This window comes from Microbacterium sp. 3J1 (assembly GCF_001049495.1).
Classification (GTDB): Bacteria; Actinomycetota; Actinomycetes; order Actinomycetales; family Microbacteriaceae; genus Microbacterium.
In genome coordinates, this window is sequence record NZ_CDWI01000011.1 from 263,007 (window position 1) to 280,096 (window position 17,090).

A 17,090-nucleotide genomic window follows, 5' to 3' on the forward strand; every position below is an offset into this window, starting at 1 on the left:
GGGTGGGCCCTTCGTTCTCAGACGGGCTGCGCGTCGGGGTAGGCGACGGCGCCGAGCGGATAGATGTGGCCTCCGGCGCGCGAGTGCTCTGCCTGGCCTTCGCCGTTCAGCCCCAGGAAGATGCCCGTCGTCATGAGCTGATAGCCGAGGTCGTGCAGCCACACGCTCGCGACCGCGATGCGGAACTCGCGGAAGCAGAAGAGGTACAGGCCGTCGGCGAACTTCCACACGGTCGACAGATCCATGTCGCCGTGCCCGCGCTGCACGCCCTCGAGGCACTGCCACGCGTACCGCTGGCTCGACACGTACACGTGCTCGTACAGGTGCTCGGGGCTGTACCGGTAGATGTTCCGCTTGCCGATGAGATCGCGGCTGGGGCCGGGCACCTCGCCGGTCGCCGCCCCGCCGTCGGTCGTCGCCGCCCAGAACTGCTGCGACACCTGCGGGGTGCCCTCGATCGCCTCGGCCGCGATGTGCGAGAGGACGACGGTCGCCCGATGGGTCGCCGTCGAGTACACGACCGTGATGGCCTCGCGTTCCCGGCTCTCGAGCGGGATGTTGACGAAGACGACGTCGTCGCGCACGGCGACGGCGTCGTACGGGTCTGTGCCGGAGGAGTCGAAGCCCGTCCAGGTCACGGCGACCGAGTCGAAGGTCAGAGCGAGAGTCGAGCCGTCGTCGAGCGTGAGCGTGAGCGCTGTGCCCGAGAGCGACGTGTTCGGAAGGCGGAACGTGTCGATGCCTGCGGCGAACTCGTCATACGTGCGCCATTCGTCGAGCGCGGGATCGGTCTGCGAAGGATCGGTCTGTACGGGATCGGTCGAGACGGGAGCGGTCATGGGAGTCCTGACGTCGCATGCGGCGGAGCGTCCTCGCTCCGGGCACCGCCTCCTCGCGGTGCGCTTGCCTCATGCTCCGGCCGGGCTCGGCATCCGCTCAAGGTCTGCGCGGCCATCCCGCGCCGACAGTCAACCGGCGTGCCCTCCCGGGCAAGAGCGCGGGCGGGGTGCGTGCGACGCGATCATCCGGACGCGAGGCGGATGCCATGATGAGGCATGCGCACGGAACCCCTGCCGCCCCTGTCGACCGGCGTGAAGGCGGTGGCCTGGACGGCATCCGTGTTCTTCGGCGTGGTCTTCTTCGCCCTGGCATGGGTGAGGTGCGGCATGTCGTACGAGGAGCAGTTCAGCGAGCAGTCGAAGGCGCTCACCGCCGGGTCGTCGATGGAGGGCTGGGGCTTCACTGTGGGACTCGTGCCCGTGCTCGTGTTCCACGCGCTGGTCACCGTCGGCCTGGTCTTCGCGCTCCGTGACGGCGGCCGGCGCGGATGGCTGCCGAGCCTCGCGCTCGCGCCGGTGCTGGTCGCAGCGATGTCGCTGCCGGGCTTCATCGCGGTGCAGCTGCTCTACGGCGGCACGATGTTCGATCCGCCGGTCTACATCCCCTGACGCACACTCCCTGACGCACACTCCCTGACGCACGCCCCCTGGCTCGGGGCCCAGGGCAGCGTGCTCAGTGCGCGCCGCGGTACTCGCTGGGCGAGATGCCGAAGGCCGACTTGAACGCGCGGCTGAAGTGCGCCGCATCGACGAAGCCCCAGCGTGCGGCGACCGCCGCGACGGGCCGGTCGGCGAGCATGGGATCGAGCAGGTCGCGGCGGCACTGCTCGAGGCGACGCGTGCGGATCCACGTCGAGACGGTCACGCCCTGCTCCTGGAAGAGCCCGTGCAGGTGGCGGGTCGAGATGAAATGCGCCGACGCGATCGTCGCCGGACCGAGGTCGGTCGAGGCGAGATTGCGGTCGATGTACGAGCGGATGCGCTGCACCAGCGCCCGGTGCGGGTCGGCGGAGACCTCGTCGAGGCCGAGCTCGCGAGTGAACACGGTGGTGACGAGGTCCAGCGCGCTGTGCGCGAGTCGTGCGCCGGTGGTGCCCGCGAGCTGGTCGAGGTTTCCGGCGAGCTGCGTGAGGTAGGGGACGACCATGCCGCCGAGCCCGCCCTGGCCGGAGATCCGCACCGCCGTGAGCTGCCCCACCATGTCGGAAGGCAGGCTGATGAGGTGCTTCGGGAACATCACCACCATGGTGCGGAAGTCGTCGTCGAAGACGAGTGAGTACGGGCGATCGGTGTCGTACACGGCGAGGTCGCCCGCCTGGAGCACGGCTTCGCGGTCGTCCTGGATCAGCATGCCGGTGCCGGCGAGCATGAGGCTCAGCTTGAAGTACGACCTGTCTCCTCGGGCGATGAGCTCGGGGGTGCGCTCGACGACATGCGACGTCGCCCGCACCTCGGTCACGTGCACCTCGTCGACGGACGCGCCGCGGATCACGCCGCGGAAATGGTCGGGACCCGCGGTCGACACCTGCAGGGGGACGAAGGACTCGGAGACGGCCGCGCGGAAGTCGCTGATATTGCGCGCGACGAGCGTGGACACCGATTCGGCGGGAGCAGCGGGTGCACCGTTCATGACTGATCACCTCGGGTGGTGGAACGACGACGTTGTATACGATCCGTTCCGCGATGCTATCACCGACGACGTCGGAGCGGTGCTCCTCCTAGGATGTGCGGAGAAGGCGAGTGCTGTTCCGGAGAGGACACGCGATGAGAGCTGTCGGCGAGAAGGTCATGCAGGTCCTGCGGCAGCTGCGCGGGCCGGACACCTCGGATGCGGTGATCGAGGCCACCGCGCTCATCGTCGGGGCGCTGTTCCTCATCGTCGGCTTCCTGATCGGCTTCCCGGTCTTCTGGGGGCGCGAGATGGCGATCAGCGGTGCGGGGTCGATCGGCTCGTTCGCCGCCTACGGGGGTGCGGTGACCGCCGTGCTCTCGTTCGCTCTCGGGCGGGTGGCGGCGCGACCGCAGGTCATCGGTCCGGACGGCACCCGCGACGGATTCAGCGTCCCCGGAGACCGCCTGCGCTGGTACGACCTCGCCGCGATCGCCTTCGCGCATGCGGCGATCGCGTATCTGGGCTGGCTGGGGATCGCCGAACTGCTCGAGCGCAGCTTCACCGATGCCCCGGTGTTCCCCTTTCCGGGTGCGGTGCTCGTCGCGGTGGCGCTCGCGGTCACCGCCTACGTGACCTTCCTCAGCTCGGTCGCGCTCACCCCGATGGTGCTGTCGCTGGTGCTCGCGGTCTTCCTGGTGGTGGGTGCGTTCGCCGCGATGCTCGCCTCCAGCGACATCCACTGGTGGCGCGACAACCTGTCGGCCCTGGGCATGAGCACGAACAGCGCGTCGCTCGCCTTCAACGTCACGCTCATCATCGCGGGCGTCATGGTCACGACCATCGCCCGCTATGCGACGGCCGGGCTGCCCGTCGACGACCCGATCGACCGGCGAGGGCGCTTCATCGTGCGGGGCGGGCTGATCCTCATGGGCATCTTCCTCGCGTGCGTCGGGATCTTCCCCGTCGACGACTTCTTCCTCCTTCACAACACGGTCGCGTCGGGCATGGTCGTGGCCTTCGCGGTCATCGTCGTGGGCCTGCCGTGGTTCGTGCGCGGCATCCCTCGGGTCTTCGTCGCGTTCGGCTGGGCGTACGTGCTCGTGATCGTGCTGCTCGCGGCGTTCTTCGCCGTCGGCTACTACAACCTCACCGCGGTCGAGCTGATCGCCGCCGTGCTCATCTTCAGCTGGATCATCGTGTTCCTCCGCACCGCGGGGTCGGTGGGGCCGGAGCGCCGGCACGAGCTCGTGCCCGCCTGAGAGCGTGGGCGCAGGCGGTCAGCGCAGCGCTCGGGCGGCGTCGGATGTGCGCTGCAGGGCGTGCACGGTATGCGCGTACCGCCGCTGCGCGACGCCGACGAACAGGACGTCGACGAGCGCGAGCTGCGCGATCCGGCTGACCATCGCCCCGGCGCGCAGTCGCGGCTCCCTGGCATGGGTGACGAGCACGTGGTCGGCCTCGGCCGCGAGCGGCGAGCCCGCGGAGCCCGTCACGCCGATCGTCGTGCCGGCCGCCGAACGCGCCGTGCGCAGGAAGTGCAGCGTCTCGCGGGTCGTCCCCGAATGCGAGAAGCCGATCGCGACGGTCCTGGTGGCACCGAGCGCGGCGGCTGCGCTCGCCTCGTGGGCGTCGGAGAGCACGATGGCGGTGCGTCCGATCCGGAGGAGCTTGTGACCGAGGTCGGATGCCGCGAGGCTGCTCGCGCCGATCCCGAACAGGAGGATGCGGTCGGCGCCGTCGATGGCGTCGACGATCGCGGCGAGCGACTTCTCGTCGAGGTCGGCGATGGTCTCCTCGATCGCGAGGACCTCGAGAGCGGCGACCTTCGCGGCGGCCTCGCGCAGTGTGTCGGCGGCCGCGATCTCGGAGCCGAAGCCCGACGAGGCGGTGAACTGTGCGGACTCGCGGCCGAGCTCGGTCGCGAGCATCATGCGCAGTGCGGCGTAGCCCTCGACCCCGACGGCGCGGCAGAAGCGGACCACCGAGGCGACCGAGGTCGCGCACGTCGTGGCGATCTCGGTGATCGTGCTGTCGACCACGAGCGACGGATCGTCGGCGATCGTCCGCGCGATGCGGGCGAGCGACGGCGGCAGCGAATCGGCGGCGGCGGCGATCGTCGTCTGGATGCTCATGATCTCCTCATGCCCGGTTCGGTGCGTCGATTCTCGGTCGATGAACAATTCTTTCACAGCGTCCCGTGCGTGCGTAGACTATTTTCATGCCTGTTCCGCCCCTCGTCCTCGCCGTCGACCTCGGTAAATCGCGCTGCCGGGCGGTGGTCGCCGGCCCCCGCCTTCGGGTCGCCCACGACGGCGTCGGGGCGCCGGGGCTCGCGGCCGCCGAGGGGGTCGAGGCCGCCCTCGCGGCTATCCGGCCCGCGCTCGACGCCGTCCGCGCCTCGGACGCTCAGGACGCGTCACCGGAGGCCATCGCCGTCGGGGCGGCCGGAGCCTGGGCCGCACCCCGTGCCGCGGCAGACCTCGCTCGGCGGCTCGCGACCGAGGCCGGTGTTCCCGTGGTCGTCACCTCGGACGTGGTGTCCGCGCACGCCGGTGCGCTCGACGGGGGACAGGGCGTCCTGCTCATCGCCGGAACCGGAGCGGCCGCCCTGGGGATCACGCCCGACGACGCAGCGCTGGTCGACGGATGGGGACCCGAGCTCGGCGACTTCGGCAGCGGATCGTGGCTCGGGCGGGAGGCGCTGCGCGCCGTGCTCCGCGCGGCGGCCGGACTCGGGCCGTCGACGGCGCTGACGGAGGCCCTGCGCGACCCGGTCGGCGACGTGTCGTCCGTACAGGCGTGGCTGGCGCAGGACGACGCTCTGGCGCGGCGGCTGGCGACGCTCGCACCCCTCGTCCTCGACGCCGCGGCGTCCGGCGACGACGTCGCGGCGCAGACGGCGGCAGAGGGTGTCCGACTCCTCACGGCGACGGCGGTCGCGGCATCCGCTCAGAGCTCGGCGGCCGCGGCATCCGCTCAGAACCCCGCCGTCGCCCTGCACGGCGGCCTCACCGACCACCGTTGGTTCCATGACCGACTCGGCGCCTCCTTGCATGCTGCCGGTCTCGTGGTCGTCCCCTCCGTCGGCGATGCGCTGGACGGCGCGCGCCTGCTCGCCGAGCGCTCCGATCTCCCTCACGAAAGGTTCGTGCACCGTGCCGAATGATGACACCGCCCGATTGACCTCCCTTCTCGACGTCCTCTCCTCGCTCGGCACCGAGGCGTCGACCACCGACCGGGGCGACCTCGATCTGCTCGGCACGGAGGAGCTCGTGCGACGGATGAACGAGGAGGACCACAGAGTCCCCGCCGCGGTCGGGGAGCGCGGTTCCGAGATCGCCGCCGCCGTCGACGGCATCACCGACCGTTTCCGACGCGGCGGGCGACTGATCTACATCGGCGCCGGAACAGCGGGCCGGGTGGGAGTGCTCGACGCGAGTGAGTGCCCGCCGACCTTCGGCACCGATCCGTCGATGGTGGTGGGTCTCATCGCCGGCGGAGAGACGGCCATCAGGTCTGCGGTGGAGAACGCCGAGGACGATCTGCACGCGGCGGCCGCATCACTGCGCGAGCTCGGTCTCTCGGAGCGGGACACCGTGGTCGGCATCTCCGCGTCGGGGCGCACCCCCTACGTCGTCGGCGGACTCCGCTTCGCCCGCGACGAGGGCGCGCTCACCGTGGCGATCGCGTCGAACGAGGGTTCCGAGATCGGAGCGGTCGCGGACATCGCCATCGAGGTGGTGACCGGCCCGGAGTTCATCTCGGGCTCCACGCGTCTGAAATCCGGCACCGCGCAGAAGCTCGTCGTGAACATGCTCACGACGCTGTCGATGATCAAGCTCGGCAAGACCTACCAGGGCGTCATGGTCGATCTGCTCGCGACGAACGAGAAGCTGCACGCGAGGTCCATCCGAACGGTCACGCAGCTCGCGGGAGTCGGGATCGACGAGGCATCGGCCGCGCTCGCCGCCGCGAGCGGGTCGGTCAAGCTCGCACTGCTGATCCTCGCGACGGGGGCATCGGCGGATGCCGCGGCGACCGCGCTCGCAGACGCCGACGGCATCCTGCGGAACGCCATCGCGAGCCTGTCGTGAACGGCTCGCTCGCCGCCTTCTTCCCCGACCGGGTGGTCGGGGAGGAAGGCGAGGCCGTGGATCAGTGTGCGCAGCTGCAGGCGCCGCCGCCGCAGCATCCGGAGTCCGCAGTGCTGTGAGCCTGTGACGACTCCGGCACGTCCATCGCGGGGTTCTGGTCGAGGAACCCGTAGGGCTTGAACCAGAAGCCGGCGTAGTCGACCGGCATGATCGGCCAGTCCTCGGGGCGAGGGAAGTGCGTGAGGCCGAAGGTGTGCCACAGCACGATGTCCTCGCCGTCGAGCGACCGGTCGCCCGCCGAGTACTCCGGCAGGCCGGAGCCGCCCTGATGCGCGTTCGGATAGCGTCCCGCCGGCCACAGCTGACCGGGCTCGTGCTGCGTCGCCCAGAGGTGCCTGGTCGCGAAGGCCGCCCTCGCGGCCACTGAGGACGCAGGGTCTGCCATGAGCAGCGCGGTCGGCTCGGGGATCAGGTGATAGGCCGTCGGGCGCCCGACGTGGTTGGTGCGCGAGGCGCTCTGCACCTCCCAGACGCGGGCGGCCGAGGAGTCCGCGTCGCGCTGCGCTGCGCTCTCGGTCGCGAGCGGCGTCTCCGACCACGTGAAGGCGTTGCCGAACGGATTGTCCGGCCCCATCGGGATGCGCTGCGCATCGACCTCGACGAGTCGGTTGTCCTCGCCGTCGATGGCCACGTCGAGCCTCGCGCAGAACAGATGCTGGTGCACGGGGGCGAACACCCCCGGCGCGAGCTCCGTCGCGTGCTTCTGCCGCACGCCCGGTTCGCCGGCGCCGGCGAACACGATGCCGGTGGCCTTGGCGACGACCTCGATCGATCCGTCCAGGTAGAAGTGCCAGTAGAAGCCGTAGTCGTAGTTGCCGATGGTCGAGAAGTACGAGATCACGAAGCGCCGCGAGCGGCGCACGTCCGACCGCCCCGAGAGATCGGTGTGCTTCCAGAGGATCCCGTAGTCCTCCTCGTGCATGCAGATCACGTTCGGGATGCGCACCGGGTTGCCGTGGTCGTCGGCGACGTAGCCGTCGAGGTACCGGATGACGCCGAGGCAGTCGCAGCCGAGCTCCAGATGGTTGGCGTTCTTGCCGAGAAGGTACTCACCGGCGTCGAAGTAGCTGATCCAGAAGCGCCCGGGCGCGGTGTCGCCGTAGGGCACGACCATCTCGGGCACACTGGCCCGGCTCAGCACCGAGCGGCCGTCGAACGACACGTCGTGCAGCACGAGCCCCTCGCGGGCGTTGAAGCTGACGCGCATCGCCCATTTCTCCCACTCCACGAGCGATCCGCTCACCGCGAAGCTCGGCCCCTCGGGCTGGGTGATCTCGATAGGCCTCAGAGAGGTGCGCGCCGCGCCCTGCGTCTCGGGGTAGTAGTTGCCGTGACCTGCCGGAACCGGCACGTCGCCCTCGTCGTCGATGCGGATGACGCTGTTCGTCGTCAGATCGATGTGCACGACCAGGCCCTCGACGGGGTGCGCCCACGGGGAGTCCTGCTCGTCGTATGCGAGGAAGGTGAGCGACCGGATGACGCGGCGTCCGACCTCGTCGGCACGGCCCGTGTACCCCGGGGCGAGCGGGCCGCAGAAGGCCAGGGCCATGTGCTCCTCGAGCCCGCGGCGCGTCATGGCCGCCTGCCACTCCGGGGACGCCTTGGCGATCGCCTCGGCGCGCTCGTACTCCTCGAACAGGTACTGAGGCTGGCCATAGGGCGGCGCGTCGTTCGGCACGCGCTCCGCGCGGAGCACCTCGCCGCGCGTGATCGAGACGACGACCTCGGTCGCGACGCCCGTGGCGACGTCGAGCAGGGTGGCATCGATTCGGCGGTCGATCGGGGAGCCGGGCGCCCAGGACGCGAGCTCCTGCTTGGTCGGCTCGTCGGGCAGCAGCATCGGCACCCGCACGGTCTCGCCGAGAAGGCCCGCCGAGGCGAGCACCGCGCGGGCGGCCGCGATCTCGGGTCCGGTGAGCGGGTCGAGCGGATGCGGGGTCGCGATCGGGTCGATCGAGACGGGCTGCGGATGGGACATCGTCGTACCTCACTATTTCGAGCGATCGCTCAATAAAAGGGTCGGCACGATGGTACGACGGCGGAGCGGCACCGCACAAGGGCGGAGTTCGAGGTCGACGGACGCGCACCGGACGCGACCCGGCGCCGTGCAACGGGGGAGCGGTCAGGTCCGCCAGGGGGAGAGGATGCTCTCGAGCACCGCGAGGTGCGAGGCGGCGTCCTGCGGCTCGGTGACCTCGACGACCTGCTGCCCGTACGTGATGGCGCGCAGGAGCGCGATGAGTGCGTCGATCGGGGTGTCCGGGCGCAGCGCACCGTCGGCGATCGCCTCGGACAGTGCCTCGCGGATGCTCTCCTGCCAGGTCGCGAGAGTCGGCGCACCGGCATCCGGCACGGGAGCGATCGCGGCCAGGCGTCCCCAGAAGCCGACGACGACGCGCGCCTCGGTGCGGGTGCGGTCGTCGACCGGGAGCACCTCCCGCATGAGGGCGTCGAGACGAGCGAGCCCCCGGAGGCCCGTGGTCGCCGCCGCGATGCGCTCGTCGGTGCGGCGGGTGACCTCCGCGGCGGCCGCGCGGACGACGTCGTCGAAACCGTCGAAGTAGTGCCACAGGGCACCGGTCGCAACGCCCAGCTCCTTCGCGACAGCACGCGACGAGACGTTCTCATGCCCGTCGCGGGCGGCGACGACGAGCAGCGCCTCGGCGATCTGCCGGCGGCGCTCATCGTGATCGACGACGCGGGGCACGCGCCCATCCTGCCGCATCCGACGGGGTCTGGCTATTTTGAGCGGTTGATCAATATGATGCGAAGGTGGATCATCTCCTCCCCGCAGCATCGTGGCTGATGGCGACGGCCGCCGTCGTCTCGGCAGCCGCGTGCGTGGCGGCGTGGCGCGCGGTGCCGTGGCAGGGGCGTCAGACCGCCCTCGTGATGGCGGCCGCGATGCTCGCGACCGCCGCGACCCACGGTGACGCGATGGTGGGGCTGATCCTCGGCGTCGTGCTGCTCGTCTCGGCGATGCTCGGCACGCTCGGCGTGCGCGGCACGGCCTCCGCGGCGACCTGCTGCCACCGAGCCCTGGTCTCTCTCGTGATGGCGATCTGCTCGTTCGAGAGCCTGTCGGCGGGCCCGGCGGTCGGCGAGACCGCCGGGCACCACGGTCACGGCCTCTCCGGCGTCCTGTCGGCGCTGGTGATCGTCGGGGTGATCGGCGTCGTTCTCTGGACCGTCGTCGCCGAATGGATCGTCGGTCCCGCGCATCGGGGACGCGCCGCCCGCCTGCTCGCGATCGAGTCCTGGGCGATGGCGGGCGGTGTCGCCGTCATGTGCCTGGGGCTCTGAGTCCGGCCGGACGCACGACCGTCCACGCGATGAGGGCTGCCACGCCCGCCGAGACCGCCATCGTCGTCGCCATCGTGATCGCCGATGCGCCGCCGATGCCGGCGGCCGCGGGCGCGACGAGCGGGCCGATGAGGAACGACGACATCCCCAGGACGGCAGATGCGGTGCCGGCTCTGGAGTCATGGCGCGCGAGCGCGAGGGTGTGCCCGTTCGGCCCCCCGACCCCCGCGCAGAGCATGAACCCGACCAGTGCGGCGACCACGCCCTCGACTCCCCACCCGGCGATGGTGATCAGGAGCAGCACGGTCGTCGCCGCGAATGTGGCCGTGACGCCTCCCAGGTAGACGCGCAGCGGCCCCCAGCGTCGCACGATCAGTCTGCTCGTCTGTCCTCCCGCGATGCTCGCGAGCGCACCCGCCGCGAACGCGAGGCTGAACGTCTGCGGGCTCAGGCCGAACTCGTCCTGGAGCACGAACGACGACATCGACAGGTACGTGAAGAACGCCACTCCGCTCGCGGCACCCGCGCACAGGACCGCGACGAAGAGCCCGTCGCGCGCGACCGCTCTCGTATGCCCGGCGAGCACGCGAAGCCCTCCGCCATGCCGACGGTCGCGATCGAGCGTCTCGGGAACCGCGACGATCACCACGACGAGCAGCGCGAGACCGATGCCGCCGAGGACCCAGAAGATCCCGCGCCAGTCCATGACGCGCGACAGCTGACCGCCCACGACCGGCGCGACGATCGGCGCGGTGCCGGACACCAGGAAGAGCAGGGACAGCATCCGCGACAGCTCGATGCCCTCGAACTGGTCGCGCGCGATCGCGAGGCAGATCACGATGCCCGCCGATCCGGCGAGCCCCTGCAGGAACCGCGCGACGAGCAGCACCTCGATCGTCGGTGCGACGGCGCAGACCACTGACAGCACGGCGAACAGGGCGACGCCCGCGAGCAGGGGCGGGCGCCGGCCCAGGCGGTCGCTCAGCGGGCCCGCGATGAGCTGCCCGAGTCCGAGCCCGATCATGCACGCCGACATCGTGGCCTGCCCCAGCGCGTCAGAGGTGTCGAGCGCCTCGGCGAGCTGGGGGAGCTGAGGGAGGTACAGGTCCATCGACAGGGGGCCGAAGGCCTCGAGCATCCCGAGCACGAGCATCGCGTGCAGCGTGCCCATACGTCGGCGCGGTCGTCCTGGCTCGTCGAGCGAACCGGAATGAGGGGTGCTCATCCGTCGAGGAGGAGCACTCGCCGCAGCCAGCTCTCGCGGGCGGCGATCGACGCCTTCGACACCTCGGCGTCCGGCGAGAAGCCGCTGAAGCCGTGGTAGCCGCCGGCCCACACGTGCAGCTCGGCCCGGCCCCCGGTGGCCCAGATCCGCCGGGCGTAGTCGACCGCTTCGTCGCGGAAGGTCTCGGCCGCGCCGACCTCGATGAACGCCGGGGCGAGATCGGACAGATCTCGGGAGCGGGCGGGAGCGACGATCGGCGAGAAGTCGTCGGAGAACCGATCCTGCCCGGCGATGGCATCCCAGGCGGTGTCGTTGTTGGTGCGGTCCCACGCGCCGAATCCGTCGTACTGGCGGCTCGACACCGTGTCGTTGCGGTCGTCGAGCATCGGACACCCGAGCAGCTGGCCGGCCAGCCGCGGGCCGCCGCGGTCACGTGACAGGAGCGCCACGGCGGCGGAGAGTCCGCCGCCCGCGCTCATGCCCGAGGCGACGATCCGGGTCGGATCGATCCCGAGGTCGTCGGCATGCGCCGCCATCCACTCCAGTGCCGCATAGCAGTCCTCCGCCTGGGCGGGCCCCGGATGCTCGGGAGCGAGTCGATACTCGACCGCGAGGCCCACGACGCCGTGGCGTTCGGCGAGGTCGATGAGCTCGCCGGTGCCGAAGAAGCGGGTGCCGAGCACCATGCCGCCGCCGTGGATCGACAGCACCGCCGGTGCGAGGCCCGGCCGCGCCCGCTCGGGGCGCACGATCGTCACCTCGAGGTCCGGGGCTCCGTGCGGGCCGGGGATGGTCCGGTCCTCCCAGGTCACGGCCCTCCCTGCCGCCTGGGCGTCGATGGCCGGGATGAGGGCCGCGAAATGGTCGCGGTTCGCGTGGATGGTGTCGGCGCGCAGCGGGATCACCTCGACCGCCGAGACGAAGGCCTCGAGCCCGGCGACGAGTTCGCGGTCGTAGGGCACCGGGCGGGGCGCGATCATCGCCCGACGCTCCAGATGCGGCGCAGCCAGGACGCGCGCGCTGCGAGCGCCGCGCGCGTGATCTCGGCCCCCGGCATGTACATGTCGAAGCCGTGCGCGCCCCCGCCCCACACGTGCAGCTCGGCCTGTCCTCCCGTCGCCCAGATGCGTGACGCGTACTCCGTGTCCTCGTCGCGGAACGTCTCGGCCTCGCCGACCTCGATGTACGCGGGCGGGAGGTCCGAGAGGTCGGCCGCCCTGCTGGGTGCGGCGTAGGCCGGGGCGTCCTCGCTGAAGGCGAGATCGTCGCCGAGCACGCACGACCAGGCGAGCAGGTTCATGTCGCGCTGCCAGGTGCCGATGCCGTCGTACTGGTGGCTCGACACCGTCGAGTTCGTGTTGTCGATCATCGGGCACAGCAGGAGCTGGCCGAGCATCCGCGGACCCTGCCTGTCGCGCGCCATGAGAGCGACGGCTGCGGCGAGCCCGCCGCCCGCGCTGCCGCCTCCGACGACGATGCGATCGGGATCGACCCCCAGCGAGGCCGCGTTCTCGTGCAGCCAGACGAAGGCCGCGTAGCAGTCTTCCACTCCCGCGGGGAACGGGTCCTCCGGAGCGAGCCGGTACTCCACGTTCACGGCGAGCACCCGATGCTCGTCGACGATGTCGACGACGCGCGCGGTCTCCCACGAGCGGTGTCCGACGATCATCCCGCCGCCGTGGATGTTGAGGAAGGCGGGCAGGATCTCCCCGGCGCTGTCCCGGGGGCGGAAGATCGTGATCTCCACACCGGGGGCGCCGTCGGGTCCCGGGATCACCCGGTCCTCGGCGTCGATCGCTCGGCCGGCGATCACGGCGTCGTCGTCGGGGAACATGGTGTCCGTGCCGATCCGGGGCAGTGTCTCCCGCGTGAGCGGAGGCTGGGGGTTCCTCGCGAGTTCGTCGAGGACCGCCTGCACCTCGGGGTCGAAGGGGACGGGCGTGAGCGTCGGGCGTCCGGTGGCGATGGTCATGGTTCTCCTCAGCGGGGTCAGGGGCCTTCGGGATCGACCGCGTCGCGATCGGCCCAGAACGGCTCGACGAGGCGCCGCAGCTCGGCGGCGCCGACGCGGTCGACGAGGTCCACCGCGTCGAGGTTCGCGCGCAGCTGGTCGATCCGCGACGAACCGAACAGCGTCGTGGTCAGTGCGGGGTGAGTGAGGGTGAACGCCAGCCCCAGTTGCGCGGGCGAGGCGTCGAGACTCGATGCGAGCTCGGAGAACGCCGGCACGTCGGCGATGATCCGCTCCCGGATGTCGCCCGGGTCCCGGCCGACCTGGCGCTCACCCGGGGTCCTGCCGGCGAGCAGGCCGCCCTCGAGGCAATCCGACGCCTGCAGACCGAGCCCCTGCTCCCACAGCCGCGCGAACGGAGCGCCGTCGGGGATCGACCGCCGCGACACGCTGTACTTCAGCTGCGCGATCTGCGGCCCGGCGACGCCCTCGCGCGCGGCGATGTCGAGGAGCGCCTGGATGCTCGACGCCGACCAGTTGTTCACTCCCCACGCGCGGATCAGGCCCGCGTCCTCGAGCCGGGCGAGGTCGAGGACGAGGTCCCGCAGGTCGAGATCGTCCCGACGCAGGTCGCCGAGGATCACGAGATCGGAGTGCTCGGCCCCGACGCGGAGGAGAGCGGTCTCGAGCTGTGGCCGGAAGCCGGCCGCGCCGAAGGCCTCGAGCCAGAGCTTGGACGAGAGCAGCCACTCGTCACGGCGCAGGCCCGCGGCGCGGACCATGCCTGAGAAGATGACGTCGGTGAACACGGGAGGCATTCCGGGGGCGGAGTACACGCCCACGTCGAACAGGTTGACGCCCCGGTCGACGGCCTCGCGGAGCATCGCGACGGCGTCTTCGAACGGCATCCGGTCGTAGGTGTGCCAGGACCCGAGCGAGAACAGCGACGCATGGATGCCGCTGCGGCCGATCTCGCGGCGCGGGAGGACGGGTGCCCGGTGCGGGGAAGCGGATGTCATGGGTGACCTCACAGTCTCGGATCGATGACGGCTTTGACCTCGTCGAGGTGATGCATGTGCGCGATCTTGTCCGACGCCTCCGCGAGTCCGACCGGGGCGCTGAACAGGTCGTCCCACGGGTAGCGGCCCGCGAAGGCGGCGAAGAAGTCGATGGCCCTGGCGTAGTCCGAGATGTCGCCGTTGAGCGAGCCGACGATCGTCAGCTCCTTGCCCATCACCGTGCTGAGGGCGAATCCGTCACCGGCCGGCCCGGTCGAGCCGACGACCACCACGGTGCCGCGCTGCGCGGCCATCCCGACGGCGTCCGGACCGACGGTCGGCGCACCCGCGAAATCGAAGACGTGGTCGGCGCCGTACCCGCCCGTCAGGTCGAGCACCTGCTCGACCACCGGGCCCTCGCGGAAGTCCACGACCGCATCGGCACCGAAACGAGCGGCCAGCTCGAGTCGCGCGGCCGGCGCCCCGACCGTGATGACCTGACCGGCGCCGGCGATCTTCGCGACGGCCGTCGCGAAGATGCCCAGCGCTCCGGAGCCCTGGATGACGACCGTGGAGCCGGGACGGATGCGACCGGCGCGCTCGAACGCCCGCAGCACCGTCTTGGCTGCGCATCCGGCCATCGAGGCCCAGGTGTCGGGCACGGCCGGAGGCAGCAGCAGCTTGGCCGCACGGGGGGTGACGTACGCGTACTCGGAGAGTCCCGCCGTCGCGAACGGGTGCACGTCCGAGCGCTGCAGGAACCCGTAGCCGCGGCGGGAGCACGCCACCGGCTCACGGAGGACGACGCAGCCGTGGCACTCTCCGCACGTCGACTCCGACCAGCCGATGCGATCGCCGAGGGAGAGCGGTCGTCCGAGAGCGTCCCGGGCTTCGGCGCCGACGGCGACCACCTCACCGACCATCTCGTGCCCGAGGACCATCGGCAGCATTCCGGGGAAGCTCATGCGCCCCTCCCAGATCTCGATGTCCGTGCCGCAGAGCGTCGTGCACGAGATGCGGACGAGTGCGGCGCCCGGCTCGATCTCGGACGGCAGCGGAAGGTCCTGCAGGGTCAGCGGTTCGCCGTGTCCGGTGAGCACGGCGGCGCGAGTGGTGGTGGGGAGAGTCATGGATCCTCGGTTCGGAGCGCGGGTACGGAGGGTGAAGGGGTGTCAGACGAGGAGCTGTCCGCCGTCGACGGGCACGGAGATGCCGGTGATGTGGCTCGCCTCGTCCCCGGCGAGGAAGAGCACGAGCGGTGCCACCTGCTCGACCTCGGCGATCGAGCCGAGCGGGATGCGGGACTCCCAGGCGGCGCGGGCCTGCGGGTCGGAGGCGAAGGCGGCGGTCAGGGGGGTGAGCACGGGGCCGGGGGCGACTGCGTTCACCCGCACCCCGGAGGCGGCCAGCTCGATCGCGGCCGTGCGCGTGAGGGCGTCGACGGCGGCCTTGGTCGCCTCGTAGTGACCGAGTCCGGGAGTGGGCTGCCGGGCGCCGATCGACGAGATGTTGACGATCGAGCCGCGGCCCGCCTCGGCCAGCAGGGCGCCGAAGACGCGGAGCATGAGGAACGTCCCCCGGATGTTGACGCGGATCGCGGCGTCGACGGCCGCCACGGGGACCTCCTGCAGCGTGCCTCCGCCGGCCACGACGCCCGCGTTGTTGACGAGGACGTCGAGTCCGCCCGCCGTGCGGAGGGCGTCGGCCGCGGCGAGGACGGAGGCCTCGTCCGCGATGTCGAGGGCGAGGGCCGTCGCGCCGATCTCCGCCGCGACGGAGGCGGCGGCATCCGCATCGAGATCGCCGATGAAGACCTCCGCCCCCTGAGCGCGGAACGAGGTCGCGATGCCGCGGCCGAGGCCGGAGGCGCCACCCGTGACGAGTACGCGGCGAACGGGGGAGTCGGTCATCTTTCGTCCTCACTGACGGGTGGTCCGGGTGGTGTTCCCGGTGTGTGTCTCCGTTATATTCTACAACCATAGAAAAACACAACCCCGTGCAATCGACGAACGAGGAGCTCTCATGCCGGTTTCGACATATCCACGCAGGCCCCTGACGAGCGGTGGGTCCCCCGTCCCTCCTCTGGCGCTCGGATCATGGAACACCTGGGATCGGATGCCGCATGCCGAGGCCGCCGCGATGATCCGGCGCGCCGTCGAGCTCGATGCCGGCTTCTTCGACGTCGCCTACTACAACATGGGTCCGCACGCGGAGAACTCGAAGACGGACATCCTGTTCGGGCAGGCGCTCCGTGCGAGCGGCGTCGACCGGTCGGACATCGTCCTGTGCGGCAAGCTCTGGCTCTGGGACTGGCCGAACCAGGGGTTCGGCGCGCAGCTCCGCGAATCGCTCGATCGTGCGGGGCTCGACCGGTTCGACACGCTCGTGGTGGGGGACTACCTCGCCGCCCCGGACGTCGGTCGCCTCGTCGCCGACGTGAACGAGCTCATCGACGAGGGGCTCGTGGACTCGTGGGGGATCAACAACTGGCGCATCGAGGAGACCCGGGCGGCCCTCGCGGCAGCGGAGGCCGAGGGGCTGGTCGGCCCGGGTTTCGCCCAGCTCAAGTACGGGATCGCGCGTCGCTCGATGGCGGAGGGTGCGGCGTACGGGCCGCTCTTCATCGACGGCACGCTCACCCTGCAGGCGTCGGACGTGTTCGAAGGCGGCATCCTCGCCACCGGTCGCATGCCGCAGCGCAAGATCGGCGCCGACGTCGGCGGCATCCGTGAGCAGGTGCTCGCGATCTACCCCGACGTGGAGCGGGTCGCGGCGGAATTCGGCGTCACGCCCGCCGCGCTCGGCATCGCCTTCTGCCTCGCGAATCCCGCGACCTCGAACGTCCTGTTCGGAGCATCGCGCCTCGAGCAGCTCGAGCAGAACCACGAGGCCCTCGCGCTCGCCCGCGATCATGGCGTCGAGGTGCGGGCCGCGCTCGAGGACTTCGGGGTCGACCGCGCGGTGCGCGACGACGGCGCGTGGTGAGACGGCGCGTGGAAGTCGGCTCT

The 17,090-nt window shown here is 71.1% G+C and carries 17 protein-coding genes; 6 read left to right on the forward strand and 11 right to left on the reverse strand.

Annotation, left to right across the window (positions count from 1 at the left end):
* Nucleotides 1–17: 17 nt before the first annotated feature.
* A complete protein-coding gene (locus tag BN2660_RS10260; protein ID WP_091231226.1) occupies nt 18–839 on the reverse strand; it encodes a MoaF C-terminal domain-containing protein in 822 nt (273 codons plus the stop codon).
* A 216-nt stretch (nt 840–1,055) separates the two neighbouring features.
* Here BN2660_RS10260 and BN2660_RS10265 point away from each other — a divergent pair, with 216 nt between their 5' ends.
* On the forward strand, nt 1,056–1,448 hold the full coding sequence (locus BN2660_RS10265) for a hypothetical protein (protein ID WP_091231229.1): 393 nt from the start codon (nt 1,056–1,058) through the stop codon (nt 1,446–1,448).
* A 64-nt stretch (nt 1,449–1,512) separates the two neighbouring features.
* Here the strand turns inward: BN2660_RS10265 and BN2660_RS10270 are convergent, their stop codons facing one another.
* A complete protein-coding gene (locus tag BN2660_RS10270; RefSeq protein WP_091231232.1) occupies nt 1,513–2,469 on the reverse strand; it encodes an AraC-like ligand-binding domain-containing protein in 957 nt (318 codons plus the stop codon).
* Nucleotides 2,470–2,603: 134 nt separating this feature from the next.
* Between BN2660_RS10270 and BN2660_RS10275 the strand changes: the two genes are divergently transcribed.
* Nucleotides 2,604–3,710 (forward strand): DUF998 domain-containing protein, encoded by a 1,107-nt coding sequence (locus BN2660_RS10275; RefSeq protein ID WP_091231234.1) that lies wholly within the window; start codon nt 2,604–2,606, stop codon nt 3,708–3,710.
* An 18-nt stretch (nt 3,711–3,728) separates the two neighbouring features.
* Here the strand turns inward: BN2660_RS10275 and BN2660_RS10280 are convergent, their stop codons facing one another.
* A complete protein-coding gene (locus BN2660_RS10280) occupies nt 3,729–4,583 on the reverse strand; it encodes a MurR/RpiR family transcriptional regulator (RefSeq protein ID WP_091233523.1) in 855 nt (284 codons plus the stop codon).
* A gap of 86 nt (nt 4,584–4,669) precedes the next feature.
* Between BN2660_RS10280 and BN2660_RS10285 the strand changes: the two genes are divergently transcribed.
* Both BN2660_RS10285 and murQ read left to right on the forward strand, forming a co-directional pair.
* The gene (locus BN2660_RS10285) at nt 4,670–5,617 is read left to right on the forward strand and encodes a BadF/BadG/BcrA/BcrD ATPase family protein (RefSeq protein WP_091231238.1); all 948 of its coding nucleotides are present in this window, start codon (nt 4,670–4,672) and stop codon (nt 5,615–5,617) included.
* A complete protein-coding gene (murQ, locus tag BN2660_RS10290) occupies nt 5,607–6,545 on the forward strand; it encodes an N-acetylmuramic acid 6-phosphate etherase (RefSeq protein ID WP_091231241.1) in 939 nt (312 codons plus the stop codon). The genes BN2660_RS10285 and murQ overlap by 11 nt, the downstream gene beginning before the upstream one ends.
* A 61-nt stretch (nt 6,546–6,606) precedes the next feature.
* On the opposite strand, the gene BN2660_RS10295 is transcribed toward murQ, so the two are convergent.
* Both BN2660_RS10295 and BN2660_RS10300 read right to left on the reverse strand, forming a co-directional pair.
* Entirely contained in the window at nt 6,607–8,583 is a 1,977-nt protein-coding gene (locus BN2660_RS10295; RefSeq protein ID WP_176697162.1) for a primary-amine oxidase, read from the reverse strand.
* Nucleotides 8,584–8,727: 144 nt separating this feature from the next.
* Nucleotides 8,728–9,312, reverse strand: a complete 585-nt coding sequence (locus BN2660_RS10300) for a TetR/AcrR family transcriptional regulator (RefSeq protein WP_091231244.1) — start codon at nt 9,310–9,312, stop codon at nt 8,728–8,730.
* Between the two features lie 65 nt (nt 9,313–9,377).
* On the opposite strand from BN2660_RS10300, the gene BN2660_RS10305 reads away from it, so the two are divergent.
* A complete protein-coding gene (locus tag BN2660_RS10305; protein ID WP_091231247.1) occupies nt 9,378–9,908 on the forward strand; it encodes a hypothetical protein in 531 nt (176 codons plus the stop codon).
* Here BN2660_RS10305 and BN2660_RS10310 read toward each other — a convergent pair.
* Genes BN2660_RS10310 through BN2660_RS10335 form a run of 6 tightly spaced genes read right to left on the reverse strand, consistent with a single transcriptional unit; the run spans nt 9,889 to nt 15,992 of the window.
* Nucleotides 9,889–11,133, reverse strand: coding sequence for a multidrug effflux MFS transporter (locus BN2660_RS10310; protein ID WP_255305113.1), 1,245 nt, complete (start codon nt 11,131–11,133; stop codon nt 9,889–9,891). The genes BN2660_RS10305 and BN2660_RS10310 overlap by 20 nt on opposite strands.
* Nucleotides 11,130–12,113: an alpha/beta hydrolase gene (locus BN2660_RS10315; protein WP_091231252.1), complete on the reverse strand. Its 984-nt coding sequence runs from the start codon at nt 12,111–12,113 to the stop codon at nt 11,130–11,132. The genes BN2660_RS10310 and BN2660_RS10315 overlap by 4 nt, the downstream gene beginning before the upstream one ends.
* Nucleotides 12,110–13,105, reverse strand: a complete 996-nt coding sequence (locus BN2660_RS10320) for an alpha/beta hydrolase (protein ID WP_091231256.1) — start codon at nt 13,103–13,105, stop codon at nt 12,110–12,112. Before BN2660_RS10320 ends, BN2660_RS10315 begins: the two co-directional genes overlap by 4 nt.
* A gap of 17 nt (nt 13,106–13,122) precedes the next feature.
* The gene (locus BN2660_RS10325; RefSeq protein WP_091231260.1) at nt 13,123–14,103 is read right to left on the reverse strand and encodes an aldo/keto reductase; all 981 of its coding nucleotides are present in this window, start codon (nt 14,101–14,103) and stop codon (nt 13,123–13,125) included.
* A gap of 8 nt (nt 14,104–14,111) precedes the next feature.
* Nucleotides 14,112–15,212, reverse strand: coding sequence for a zinc-binding dehydrogenase (locus BN2660_RS10330; protein WP_091231263.1), 1,101 nt, complete (start codon nt 15,210–15,212; stop codon nt 14,112–14,114).
* A gap of 42 nt (nt 15,213–15,254) precedes the next feature.
* Nucleotides 15,255–15,992, reverse strand: a complete 738-nt coding sequence (locus tag BN2660_RS10335) for an SDR family NAD(P)-dependent oxidoreductase (protein ID WP_091231266.1) — start codon at nt 15,990–15,992, stop codon at nt 15,255–15,257.
* Between the two features lie 112 nt (nt 15,993–16,104).
* Here BN2660_RS10335 and BN2660_RS10340 point away from each other — a divergent pair, with 112 nt between their 5' ends.
* Nucleotides 16,105–17,067, forward strand: coding sequence for an aldo/keto reductase (locus BN2660_RS10340; RefSeq protein WP_091231271.1), 963 nt, complete (start codon nt 16,105–16,107; stop codon nt 17,065–17,067).
* Nucleotides 17,068–17,090 lie beyond the last annotated feature (23 nt).